Here is a 12,741-nt window from a genome sequence, read left to right as displayed (position 1 = left end):
CAGGGCGTTCAGTACGTCGTCAGGGCGCGCGGGCCCAGGTCCGTACGGGCCGGCGGGGTTGCCAGCCGGACCCGCGCGCCGAGCACGCTCAGGCCGCGCGGGGCGACCACCACGGGCTCCAGGTCGACCGCGACCACTTCCGGCAGGTCATCGGCGAGCATCGACACCCGCAGCAGCAGTTCCTCCAGGGCCGCGGTGTCCACCGGTTCGGCGCCGCGCCACCCGAAGAGCATGGGCGCGGACTTGATGGAGCGCACCAGTTCCGCGGCGTCGCGGTCGGTGGCCGGAACCAGCCGGTGCGCCACGTCGCCCAGCAGTTCGGAGGGTGCCCCGGCCAGCCCGAAGGAGAGCACCGCCCCGGCCGCGGGGTCCACCCCGGCCCGTACCACCGTGTCGACCCCGCGCGGGGCCATCGCCTGGACCACCGGGCGCAGTTCGGCGGGGCCGCCCAGCCGCGTGGTCAGCTCGCCGTAGGCCCGCCGCAGGTCGTCCTCGTCGGCGAGGTCGAGCCGTACGCCGCCGAGGTCGGCCCGGTGGCGCAGGTGGGGCGCGGTGGTCTTCAGCGCCACCGGGTAGCCGAGCGCGGCGGCGGCCTCGGCGGCGGCGTCCGGGTCGGGCGCGGGCCGGGCCAGCCGGACCTCGATGCCGTAGCGGCCGAGCAGGGCCGCGGTGTCGGCGTCGGTGAGGGTGACGCCCTCGTCGGGGGGCGTGCCCGGGGGCAGCAGCCGGCGGACGTCGGCGGCCGCGCCGTCCTCGTCGATGCCGTCCAGTTCCGGCACGCGGCCGGGGTCGGCCTCGCCGGCGCGCCAGGCGGCGTAGGCGGTGGCCTCGGCGAGCGAGCGGACGGCGCGGTCCGGGGCGCGGTAGGCGGGGATGCGGGCGGCGGGCGGGCCACTGTCGTCGGCGGGGGCGCCGAGCCGGTCGGCCATGGCGTCCAGGGCGAGGTGGACCACGACGACGGGCTTGGCCGCGCCGGCGGCGGCGGCGCGCAGGGCGGCGGCCAGTTCCGGGTCGTCGCCGGCCTCAGGGTCGGATGCGGAGCCGGGGTCAGGACCGGGTCCGGTGGCCGGGGCGGCGCCCGGATCGGGGGTGCCGGCCGGGGTGGCGCCCGCCTCGCGCGCGGGGCTCGGCGGGGTGGGGAGCGTGGCCGCGTCACTGGGGTCGCTCGGGTCGGCGGTCAGCAGGTCGGTGCCGACCCGCGGGATCGCGGTGACCACCACCGCGTCGCTGCCGGGGTCGGCGAGGGCGGCGGTGAGCGCGGCGGCGAAGTCGTCCGGGCCGGCCGCGGTGGTGAGGTCGGCCGGGGCGGCGGGGCGCAGCCCGGCGGTGAGCGCCGAGTCGTAGGTGAGCAGGCCCAGTGACTCGGAGTTGCCGAGGATGGCGACGCGGTCGCCGGCCGGGAGCGGCTGGAGGGCCAGGAACAGCCCGGCGTCCAGGAGTTCGGTGACGGTGTCCACCCGCATCACCCCGGCCTGCCGGAACAGCGCGGACACCGTGGAGTCCGGGATGCGGGGGGACGGCACCTCGTGTCCTGCGGGCACCGCGCCGGAGTGCAGGGCGCCCTTCACCACGACCACGGGCTTGTCGGCGGCGGCGCGGCGGGCGAGCCGGGTGAACTTGCGCGGGTTGCCGAACGACTCCAGGTACATCAGCACCGCGCCGGTGTCCGGGTCGTCCTGCCAGTACTGGAGCATGTCGTTGCCGGAGACGTCGGCGCGGTTGCCCGCCGAGACGAAGGCGGACGGGCCCAGCCCGCGGCGGTGCAGCCCGGACAGCAGGGCGATGCCGATGGAGCCGGACTGGGTGAACAGCCCGAGCTTGCCGCGGCGCGGCATGTCGGGCGACAGCGAGGCGTTCAGCCGGGAGTCGGGCGCGGTGTTGATCACCCCGAACGCGTTCGGCCCGATCACCCGCATGCCGTGGGAGCGGGCCTGCCGGACCAGTTCGCGCTGCCGGGCCCGGCCCTCGGGGCCGGTCTCGGAGTAGCCCGCGCTGACCACGACCAGGCCCCGTACCCCGGCGGCGCCGCAGTCGGCGACGGCCTCGGGCACCCGCTGGGCGGGCACCGCCACCACCGCGAGGTCGACGCTCGCGCCGCTGTCCGCGATCCGGCGGACCGAGCGGTGCCCGGGCACCCCGCCGAGGTCGGTGCCGCCCTCGGGGAAGGCGTGGTTGACCGCGTAGAGCCGCCCGGTGAAGCCGCCGGCCGCGATGTTGCGCAGCAGCGTGCGGCCGATGCCGCCCGGGCGGCGTCCGGTGCCGACCACCGCGACGGACTCCGGCCGCAGCAGCCGCTGGACCGAGCGGGCCTCGGCGCGGTGCTCGCGGGCGCGCATCACGCGTACCGACTCGTCGGTGGGTTCCAGGTCGAGGTCGAGGTGGACCACGCCGTCGGCGAAGCTGCGCTGCTGGGTGTAGCCGGCGTCGGTGAAGACCTTGACCATCTTGCGGTTGGCGGGCAGGACTTCGGCGGTGAAGTGCAGGATGCCGCGCTCCCGGGCGACCGCGGCGATGTGCTCGAGCAGCGCGGAGGCGACGCCGCGGCCCTGGTGCGCGTCCTGGACGAGGAAGGCGACCTCGGCGCGGGTGGCGGCCGGGCCGGAGGCGGCGCGGCCCTGGTCGTCGGTGCGGTCGTAGCGGACGGTGGCGATGAACTCGCCCCCGACGGTGGCGGCCAGGCCGACCCGGTCGTTGTAGTCGTGGTGGGTGAAGCGGTGCACGTCCCGGTCGGACAGCCGCGGGTAGGGCGCGAAGAACCGGTAGTACTTCGACTCGTCGGAGACCTGTTCGTAGAAGTGGACCAGCCGTCCGGCGTCCTCCGGGCCGATCGGCCGGATGCGGGCGATGCTGCCGTCGCGCAGCACCACGTCGGCCTCCCAGTGGACGGGGTACGGCTGGTCGCTCATGTCCCCAGCGTATGCGCCGGAGCGCGTGGGGTGTCTGCTCGCGCCGCCGACGCGCAGGAGGCAGTCTGGGGGAGGCCGTTTCCCGCGCGGGCCGGCCGGCGCACGCAGCGCCGGGGGCCTGCCGGGGCGGCCGGGACCTGCTGGACCACCTGTGCGGACCGCACCGACCCGAAGGGCTTCACCATGGCTGAGCGGCACGTCAACGTCGGCTGGGCGGACGGCCTGCACGCCCGCCCCGCATCCATCTTCGTGCGCGCGGCGACGGCCGCCGGGGTGCCGGTGACGATCGCCCGGGCCGGCGGCGAACCGGTCAACGCCCGCTCGATGCTGGCGGTGCTGGGCCTGGGGGTGCAGGGCGGCGAGGAGGTCGTGCTCGACTCGCCGGCCGAGGGCGCCGAGGCGGCGCTGGACCGGCTGGTGAAGCTCGTCGCCGAGGGCCTGGAGGAGCTGCCCGAGACGGTCTGAGCGCCCCGCTCCCCGGGCGGGCCGCGGCCGGGCCGCGGGCGCACGGAATTCCCCCGGCGCGGCGGAATTCACCGGCCCTCGCATATCCGGTCGGAAAGAGCGCCCGCAATCCGCACCCGGCCACCACCGGGAAAACACTGGGATGCCGACCGGCCCGGTTTTCCGGCGCGACCGGGGAGAGCAATTCACGTTCTTGTATACGGCGCCATTGTTAAGCGCGGCGGCGCCCCACGTGTACGGCGTGTTTCGGGGTTCTCACCGCGGTGGCGCGCTCCACATGCAGCGCGGCCAGCCGGCGGGCCCGGTCGGCGTCGCCGCGGGCCACCGCGTCCACGATCGCCGCGTGCTCCTCCCACGCCTGCGCGGCGCGGTCGGCGCTGCCCCCGCCGTACACCCAGGCGATCTTGTGCCGCAGCTGGGTGAGCAGCGCGGCCAGCGTGGGGCTGCCGGACGCCTGCGCCAGTGTCTCGTGGAACCAGCCGCCGAGGGCCGGCAGGTCCGACAGCTGGCCCTGCACCGCCCGCTCCTGGCCCAGTCTGACCAGGCCGCGCAGCACCTTCAGGTGCGCCTCGCCGCGCCGCTGCGCCGCTCTCGCCGCGCCCAGCGGCTCCAGCAGGCCGCGCAGCTCCAGCAGGTCCGCGGCCTCCTGCTCGGTCGGCTCGGCCACCGACGCGCCGGCGTGCCGCCGGGTGCGGACGAACCCCTCGGACTCCAGGGTGCGCAGCGCCTCGCGCACCGGCACCCGCGACACCCCGTACCGCTGCGCGAGCAGTTCCTCGGTCAGGCGGCTGCCGGGCGGGAAGAATCCGCCCACGATGTCGTCGCGGATCGCCGTACACACCACCTGGGCCGAGATACGCCGATCGGTGCCCCCCGCGCCGTTCACATCCGTTTCCGCATCACACGAACTCCGCTCTCTCCCCGTAAGCGTTCTGCCGCGACTCTATTGCAGCAGGGGGCGGTTGGGAAAGCAGCCCCCGAATTACCGGAAAGTCCGGTTCGTTTTCGGACAGCGGGGGCGAGAAGGCGCAAAGGCGGTGACGCCGGAACCCCGGCGCGCCGGGGTGGGCGGGCCGGGGTTCCGGTAGGGCGTGCGTGCGGCGGCGGGCGCCGTTCACGACACGGCGGCCGAACGGCGGTCAAACGGCGATCGGACAGCAGTCGGACAGCGGTCAGGAGACGACGGTCACCGGGCCGATGCCCAGCTCCCGTACCGGCTCCGTGATCGCGGCCGCGTCGCCGACCAGGACCACCACGAGGCGGTCGAGCGGGAAGGCGTTGACGACCGCGGCCGTCGCCTCCACGGTGCCGGTCTCGGTCAGCCGGGCGTACAGCGCGGCCTGGAAGTCGTCGGGCAGCTCCTGCTCGACCTGGTCGGCGAAGGTGTCCGCCACCGCGGCGGCGGTCTCGTAGCGCAGCGGCGCCACCCCGACGAGGTTCTGCACGGCCACGTCGCGCTCGGCGTCGGTCAGCCCGCCCTCGCCCAGCTCGCGGATCACCCGCCAGGTGTCGGCCAGCGCCGGGCCGGTCACCTCGGTGGCGACCGAGCCGCTGATGGCCAGCATCGCGGCGCCCGTGCCGTCCGCGGAGGACAGCAGCACCTGGGCGGAGGCGCGCACCCCGTAGGTGTAGCCCTTCTCCTCGCGCAGCACCCGGTCCAGCCGGGAGGTGAGGGTGCCGCCGAGGCAGTAGGTGCCGAGCACCTGCGCGGCCCACACCGGGTCCTGGCGGTCCGGTCCGGTCCGGCCGATGAGCATCTGGGTCTGCACCGAGCCGGGCCGGTCCACGATCACCACGCGGGCGGTGTCGTCGGCGGTGATCGCCGGGCGGGCCGGCGGCTCGGCCTTGGTGCCGGTCCAGCGGCCCAGGGTGCTCTCCAGCAGCGCGGGCAGCGCGATCCCGGTCAGGTCGCCGACCACCACGACGGTGGCCGTGACCGGCCGCACGTGCGCGGTGTAGAAGGCGCGCACGGCGGCCGCGTCGATCCGCCGCACGGTCTCCTCGGTGCCCTGCCGGGGCCGGGAGTTGCGCGCCTCGGGCGGGAACAGCTCCTTGGACAGCGCCATCGCGGCCCGGCGGCCGGGGTTGGCCAGCTCGTGCGGGATCTCGTCGAGCCGGTTGGCGACCAGCCGCTTGACCTCGTCGTCCGCGAAGGCCGGGGCCCGCAGTGCCTCGGCGAGCAGGTCGAGCGCCTTGTCCAGCCGGGACGCGGGCACTTCGAGGGAGACCCGCACCCCCGGGTGGTCCGCGTGCGCGCCCAGCGTCGCGCCGCAGCGCTCCAGTTCGGCGGCGAACTCCTCCGCGGAGTGCTGGTCGGTACCCTCCGACAGCGCCCTGGCCATGATGGTGCCGACCCCGTCCAGGCCCTCGGGTTCGGCGGCCAGCGGGGCGGCGAGCAGCACCTCGACCGCGACGACCTGCTGGCCGGGTCGGTGGCTGGTGAGCACCGTCAGGCCGTTGGCCAGGGTGCTGCGCTCGGGGGCGGGAAAGGCCCACGGCCTGGGCTCGCCGGCCTGCGGCTGCGGGTGGAACGTCATGGTGGCGGCGGTGTCGCTCATGCCTCGGCACCCTCTCCCTGCTCGTCCTGGTCGTCCTGCTGCTCGGCGCTGCCCGCGGTGGGCTCGTAGACGAGGACGGCCCGGTTGTCGGGGCGCAGCCGCGCGGCGGCGACCGCCCTGACCTCATCGGCCGTCACGTCCAGCACCCGCTGCACCGCGGTGAGGGCGAGCTGCGGGTCGCCGAACAGCACGGCGAACCGGCACAGTTCATCGGCGCGGCCGGCCACCGTGGCCAGCCGGTCCAGCCACTCGCGCTCCAGCTGGGCCTGCGCGCGCTCCATCTCCTCGGCGGTGGGCCCCTCTTCGGCGAAGCGGGCCAGCTCCTCGTCGACGGCCGCCTCGATGACGGGCAGTTCGACGCCGCTGGACGCCTTGACGTCCAGCCAGCCGAGCGAGGGCGCCCCGGCCAGCCGGAGCAGGCCGAACCCGGCGGTGACGGCGGAGCGGTCCCGGCGTACCAGCCGGTTGTGCAGGCGGGAGGACTCGCCGCCGCCCAGCACCGTCAACGCCAGGTCGGCGGCGTCACTCTCCCGGGTGCCGTCGTGCGGCAGCCGGTAGACGGCCATCAGGGCGCGCGAGGGGACGTCCTCCTCGACGACCTCGCGGACGCCCTCGCCGACCAGGTCGGGCAGCGAGCCGTCGCGCGGCGCGGGCTTGCCGTCGTGCGCCGGGATGGTGCCGAAGTACTTCTCGATCCAGGCGAGCGTCTGCTCCGGGTCGATGTCGCCGACCACCGACAGCACCGCGTTGCCGGGCGCGTAGTACGTGCGGAAGAAGGCGCGGGCGTCCTCAAGCGAGGCCGCGTCGAGGTCGGCCATCGAGCCGATCGGCGTGTGGTGGTAGGGGTGCCCGTCCGGGAAGGAGAGCGCGCTGAGGCGTTCGAAGGCGGTGCCGTAGGGCACGTTGTCGTACCGCTGGCGGCGCTCGTTCTTCACCACGTCCCGCTGGTTGTCCAGGCTCTCCTGGTCCAGCGCGGTCAGCAGGCTGCCCATGCGGTCGGCCTCCAGCCACAGGGCGAGTTCGAGCTGGTGGGCGGGCATCGTCTCGAAGTAGTTGGTGCGCTCGAAGCTGGTGGTGCCGTTGAGCGAACCGCCCGCGCCCTGGACGAGCTCGAAGTGCCCGTTCCCCTTGACGTTGGCCGAGCCCTGGAACATCAGGTGCTCGAAGAGGTGGGCGAGGCCGGTGCGGCCCTTGACCTCATGGCGCGAACCGACGTCGTACCAGAGGCATACCGCGGCGACCGGGGTGAGGTGGTCCTCGGAGAGCACCACGCGCAGGCCGTTCGCCAGGCGGTGCTCGGTGGCTGTCAGGCCGCTGGAGTGTGCCTCCGGGGTGGCCGTGTGACCCATGGGCAAGCTGTCCTTCCGGTCGCTGCTGCGTGACTGCGTAGAGTGCTGCCACTCTAGGCAAGCGTGCCCGCGCTGCGCGAAGTTCCCGCTCGGAACGTCCTCCGTGCCGGGTCGCGGTCCGCGCTGTCGGTGCCGCGGTCCACAATGGACCGCGCCGCACCGCGGCGTACGCCTGCCGCAGCACCCGAACGAAGTACCGCCCGCACCAGCACCACGCACCTGTAGGCACCACGCAAGGCAAAGGAGCGCCGCCGAGATGGCCCGCCGCACGACGAAGAGCCCGGCTCCGGACGACGACTTCGAGGAGCGCATCCTCGACATCGACGTCGTGGACGAGATGAAGGGCTCCTACCTTGAGTACGCCTACTCGGTGATCTACGCCCGCGCGCTGCCCGACGCCCGTGACGGCATGAAGCCGGTGCACCGCCGCATCGTCTACCAGATGAACGAGATGGGCCTGCGCCCCGAGCGCGGCTTCGTCAAGTGCGCCCGCGTGGTCGGCGAGGTGATGGGCAAGCTGCACCCGCACGGCGACGCGTCGATCTACGACGCGATGGTGCGGATGGCACAGCCCTTCTCCCAGCGGCTGCCGCTGGTCGACGGGCACGGCAACTTCGGTTCGCTCGACGACCTGCCCGCCGCGATGCGCTACACCGAGGCCCGCATGTCGGGCCCGGCCCAGCTCATGGTCGAGTCGATCGACGAGGACACCGTCGACTTCGCGCCCAACTACGACGGCCAGGAGCAGGAGCCCGAGGTCCTGCCGGCCGCCTACCCGAACCTGCTGGTCAACGGCTCGTCCGGGATCGCGGTCGGCATGGCCACGAACATGCCGCCGCACAACCTGGGCGAGGTCGTCGCCGCCGCCCGGCACCTGATCCGCCACCCGAACGCCGACCTCGACGCGCTGATGCGCCACGTCCCCGGGCCCGACCTGCCCACCGGCGGCCGGATCATCGGGCTGTCCGGTATCCGCGACGCGTACGAGAGCGGCCGCGGCACCTTCAAGATCCGCGCCACCGTGGCCGTCGAGGACGTCACCCCGCGCCGCAAGGGCCTGGTCGTCACCGAACTGCCCTTCACCGTCGGGCCCGAGAAGGTCATCGCCAAGATCAAGGACATGGTCGGCGCCAAGAAGCTCCAGGGCATCGCCGACGTCAAGGACCTCACCGACCGCGAGCACGGGCTGCGGCTGGTCATCGAGATCAAGAACGGCTTCAACCCCGAGGCCGTCCTCGAACAGCTCTACAAGCTGACGCCGATGGAGGACTCCTTCGGCATCAACAACGTGGCCCTGGTGGACGGCCAGCCGCTCACGCTGGGCCTCAAGGAGCTGCTGGAGGTCTACGTCGACCACCGCTTCACCGTGGTCCGGCGCCGCTGCGAGTTCCGCCGCACCAAGCGCCGCGACCGGCTGCACCTGGTGGACGGCCTGCTGGTGGCGCTCGTCGACATCGACGAGGTCATCTCCATCATCCGCTCCAGCGAGAACGCGGCGCAGGCCAAGGAACGGCTGATGGCGCGGTTCGGCCTGTCCGACATCCAGACGCAGTACATCCTCGACACCCCGCTGCGCCGGCTGACCCGCTTCGACCGGATCGAGCTGGAGGCCGAACGCGACCGGCTCAACGAGGAGATCGCCGAACTGACCCGCATCCTGGAGTCGGACGCCGAGCTGCGCAAGCTGGTCTCGGCGGAGCTGGCCGCGGTCGCGAAGAAGTACGGCACCGAGCGGCGCACCGTGCTGCTGGAGTCGGCGGGCACGCCGGCCGCCGCGGTGCCGCTGGAGGTCGCCGACGACCCGTGCCGGGTGCTGCTGTCCTCCACCGGCCTGCTGGCGCGCACCGCGGCCGGCGGACCGGAGCAGGACGCCTCGGCCAAGCGCGCCAAGCACGACGTGATCCTGTCCGCGGTGTCGACCACCGCGCGCTCCGACCTCGGCGTGGTGACCTCGACCGGCCGGCTGCTGCGGCTGACCGTCATCGACCTGCCGATGCTGCCGGACACCGCGGGCGCGCCCTCGCTGGCCGGCGGGGCGCCGCTGTCGGAGTTCGTGGCCCTGGACGACGGGGAACGGGCGCTGTGCCTGACCACGCTCGACGAGTCCTCCCCCGGGCTGGCGCTCGGCACCGCGCAGGGCGTGGTCAAGCGGGTCGTGCCGGACTATCCGGCGAACAAGGACGACCTGGAGGTCATCACCCTCAAGGAGGGCGACACCCTCGTGGGCGCGGTGGAGCTGCGCACCGGTGAGGAGGACCTGGTCTTCATCACCGACGACGCCCAACTGCTGCGCTATCCGGCCGGGCAGGTCCGGCCGCAGGGCCGCCCGGCGGGCGGTATGGCGGGCATCAAGCTCGCCGACGGCGCCCGGGTGATCTCCTTCACGGCGGTCGATCCGGCCGTGGAGGCGGTCGTGTTCACCGTGGCCCGTTCCGAGGGCACCCTCGACGGCGGGGGCGAGGGCACCGCGAAACTGACGCCGTTCGACCAGTACCCGCGCAAGGGGCGGGCCACCGGCGGAGTGCGCTGCCAGCGGTTCCTGCGCGGCGAGAACGGGTTGCTGCTGGCCTGGGCCGGTCCCGCGCCCGCCCGCGCGGCGACCTCCACGGGGGCGCCCGCCGAACTGCCCCCGAAGGACCCGCGCCGCGACGGCTCCGGGGTGCCCCTGGCGAAGCCGGTGGCGGCGGTCGCAGGCCCGGCGTGATCCGGACCCTGTGCCCGGGGCCGAGCCAACCCCGGGCACAGGGAGCCGCACGGGCGCGGCGGCGGCGCCCACTAGGCTCGGCCGGGTGAGTCTTTGCACCAGTGCCTCGATCGAACTGGCCGAACCGACGGCCGCCACCGCGGCAACCGCACGGACCTGGCTGCTGATCGAGCAGCCGGGGCCCTGGGGCGCCAAGGCACTCCGGGCCAGCCACCTCGACCCGGCACTGGGCCGCGAGCTGGAGCGGCTCGCCGACGGCACCGGGGTCCGGCTCGGCCTCATCCGCCGTCCCGGCCGGCACGCCGACACCCGCCGGCCGCGCCACCGGGTCATCGCCGCGCACACCGCGCCCGGGCGCTCCTGGGTGCGCAGCACCGAACTGGCCGACCCCGCCGACCTGGCCGCCCTGGACTTCCAGGCGCTCGGCGCGGGCCTGCCCGCCGGCTTCGGCGCCCCCGCCGACGGTCCCGGGCACCCGCCGATCGCCCTCGTCTGCACCAACGGCACCCGCGACCGCTGCTGCGCCGTCCAAGGCCGCCCGCTCGCCGCCGAACTCGCCGCCGACAGCAGCCTCGACGTGTGGGAGACCACCCATCTCGGCGGCCACCGCTTCGCCCCGACCATGCTGGTCCTCCCGCACGGCTATGCCTATGGTCGCCTGGACGCCGCCACCGCCAAGGCCGCGCTGACCGCCGCGCACTCCGGCCGTATCGCCCTCGAAGGATGCCGAGGCCGCTCCAGCTGGTCCCGGCCGGGGCAGGCCGCTGACCTGGCGGTGCGCGCGCTCATCGGCGAGGACAGCGCGGATGCGCTGGCGGTGCACTCCGCCGATCCGGTCCACGCTGTCCGCCCGGGCAACCCGGGCAACCCGGGCAACCCGGCAGCGGAGTCCGCCGCCTGGTCGGTGCACGTGCGGCACACCGACGGACGGGAGTGGCGGGCGCTGGTCGCCCAGCACGCCGCCACTCCCCCGCGCCCCGAAAGCTGCGGGGCCGCCCTCGGCACGCCCGCCCGGATGGACGTCGAGTCCATCGAGCAGACCGCCCCGGGAACGCCGGCCCCGTAACCCCGTGGGCGCCCTACACCGCGCCCGCTCCCGTCAGCGACCGCACCTCGGTCTCCGCGAACGCGGCCTCGTCCGCCGGCTCCCGGGTCAGCACCGTGCCCAGCCAGCCGGCGAAGAACCCGAGCGGGATCGACACCAACCCGGGGTTCTCCAGCGGGAAGAGGTGGAAGTCCACCCCCGGGAAGAGCGAGTCGGCCCGTCCGGACGTCACCGGCGACAGCACCACCAAGGTCAGCGCCGGAAGCAGCCCGCCGTAGATCGACCACACGGCGCCCTTGGTGGTGAACCGCCGCCAGAACAGCGAGTAGAGCAACGACGGCAGGTTCGCCGACGCCGCCACCGCGAACGCCAGCCCCACCAGGAACGCGATGTTCTGATCCTGCGCCAGCAGACTCAGCGCGATCGCCACCGCACCGATGCCGACCGCCGAGAACCGCGCCACCCGTACCTCGTCCTCCTCCATCCGGCCGCCCGGGTTCCCGGCGTCGCTCCGGGCCGCGGCATGGCGCGGTGCGCGCCGCACCGTCGCATACAGGTCGTGCGCCACCGAGGCGGAGGACGCGAGGGTGATCCCCGCCACCACCGCCAGGATCGTCGCGAACGCCACCGACCCGACCACCGCGAAGAGCACCGCGCCGCCGGTCGTGCCCGACCCACCGCCCAGGGCCTCCGCCAGCAGCGGCACCGCGGTGTTGCCCGCCTCGTTCGACGCCCGCACGGTGTCCGAACCGACCATCGCCGCCGCCCCGAAGCCCAGCACGATCGTCATCAGGTAGAACGCCCCGATCAGCCCGATCGCCCACACCACCGAGCGCCGCGCCGAACGCGCCGTCGGCACCGTGTAGAACCGCGACAGGATGTGCGGCAGCCCGGCCGTGCCCAGCACCAGCGCCAGTCCCAGGCTGATGAAGTCCAGCCGCGACGTCCCGCTGATCCCGTACTTCAGCCCCGGCGCCAGGAACGCGTCGCCCTGCCCGCTCCCCGTCACCGCCGAGCGCAGCAACCCGTCCACGTTGCCGTGGTACTTGACCAGCACCATCACCGTCAGCGCCACCGTCCCGCCCATCAGCAGCACGGTCTTGACGATCTGGATCCACGTGGTCGCCCGCATCCCGCCGAACGACACGTAGACCACCATCAGCGCCCCGACCCCGATGACCGTCCAGGTCCTGGCCGCCCCGGTACCGCCGAGCAGTAGCCCGACCAGGCTGCCCGCCCCGACCATCTGCGCCACCAGGTACAGGATCGACACCGTCACCGACGCCGTCCCCGCCGCGATCCGCACCGGCCGGTGCCGCAGCCGCGCCGACAGCACATCGGCCAGCGTGTACCGGCCGACGTTCCGCACCAGTTCGGCGACGAGCATCAGCACGATCAGCCACGCCACGAAGAACCCGACCGAGTACAGCAGCCCGTCATAGCCGAACAGCGCGATCAGCCCGGAGATCCCGAGGAACGACGCCGCCGACATGTAGTCCCCGGCGATCGCGAACCCGTTCTCCGCCGGGGTGAACAGCCGCCCGCCGGCGAAGAACTCCTCCGACGAACTGCGCCGCCGCCCGGCCCACGCCGTGATCGCCAGCGTCACCGACACGAACACCGTGAACAGGACGATCGCCAGCCCCTGGTGGTCCCCGGTCGTATCGGCCAGGTACGCCACCTCGGCCCGCTGCCCCACCAGCTGCCCCGCCAA

General features: G+C 74.2%; 8 protein-coding genes. 3 read left to right on the top strand and 5 right to left on the bottom strand.

Annotated features, from left to right (window positions below; translation table 11 throughout):
* Positions 1–8 precede the first annotated feature (8 nt).
* The gene (locus WA788_RS19430; protein ID WP_335978980.1) at positions 9–2,906 is read right to left on the bottom strand and encodes a bifunctional acetate--CoA ligase family protein/GNAT family N-acetyltransferase; all 2,898 of its coding nucleotides are present in this window, start codon (positions 2,904–2,906) and stop codon (positions 9–11) included.
* A gap of 183 nt (positions 2,907–3,089) precedes the next feature.
* Between WA788_RS19430 and WA788_RS19425 the strand changes: the two genes are divergently transcribed.
* Entirely contained in the window at positions 3,090–3,371 is a 282-nt protein-coding gene (locus WA788_RS19425; protein ID WP_335978977.1) for an HPr family phosphocarrier protein, read from the top strand.
* A 211-nt stretch (positions 3,372–3,582) separates the two neighbouring features.
* Here WA788_RS19425 and WA788_RS19420 read toward each other — a convergent pair whose 3' ends face one another.
* The 3 genes from WA788_RS19420 to WA788_RS19410 form a co-directional block, all read right to left on the bottom strand.
* Positions 3,583–4,215 (bottom strand): GntR family transcriptional regulator, encoded by a 633-nt coding sequence (locus WA788_RS19420; protein WP_335978975.1) that lies wholly within the window; start codon positions 4,213–4,215, stop codon positions 3,583–3,585.
* A gap of 328 nt (positions 4,216–4,543) precedes the next feature.
* Complete coding sequence (locus tag WA788_RS19415; protein ID WP_335978974.1) at positions 4,544–5,929, bottom strand: M16 family metallopeptidase; 1,386 nt, start codon at positions 5,927–5,929, stop codon at positions 4,544–4,546.
* On the bottom strand, positions 5,926–7,278 hold the full coding sequence (locus WA788_RS19410) for a M16 family metallopeptidase (protein ID WP_335978972.1): 1,353 nt from the start codon (positions 7,276–7,278) through the stop codon (positions 5,926–5,928). Before WA788_RS19410 ends, WA788_RS19415 begins: the two co-directional genes overlap by 4 nt.
* Positions 7,279–7,534: 256 nt before the next feature.
* Between WA788_RS19410 and WA788_RS19405 the strand changes: the two genes are divergently transcribed.
* A complete protein-coding gene (locus WA788_RS19405; RefSeq protein ID WP_335978970.1) occupies positions 7,535–9,982 on the top strand; it encodes a DNA gyrase/topoisomerase IV subunit A in 2,448 nt (815 codons plus the stop codon).
* An 85-nt stretch (positions 9,983–10,067) separates the two neighbouring features.
* Positions 10,068–11,048, top strand: coding sequence for a sucrase ferredoxin (locus WA788_RS19400; protein WP_335978968.1), 981 nt, complete (start codon positions 10,068–10,070; stop codon positions 11,046–11,048).
* 13 nt (positions 11,049–11,061) lie between these two features.
* Here WA788_RS19400 and WA788_RS19395 read toward each other — a convergent pair whose 3' ends face one another.
* Entirely contained in the window at positions 11,062–12,699 is a 1,638-nt protein-coding gene (locus WA788_RS19395; RefSeq protein ID WP_335979115.1) for a solute symporter family protein, read from the bottom strand.
* Positions 12,700–12,741: the final 42 nt, after the last annotated feature.

Source organism: Streptomyces sp. CA2R106 (genome assembly GCF_037034245.1).
Lineage (GTDB): Bacteria > Actinomycetota > Actinomycetes > Streptomycetales > Streptomycetaceae > Actinacidiphila.
This window is presented reverse-complemented; position numbering and strand designations above follow the sequence as displayed.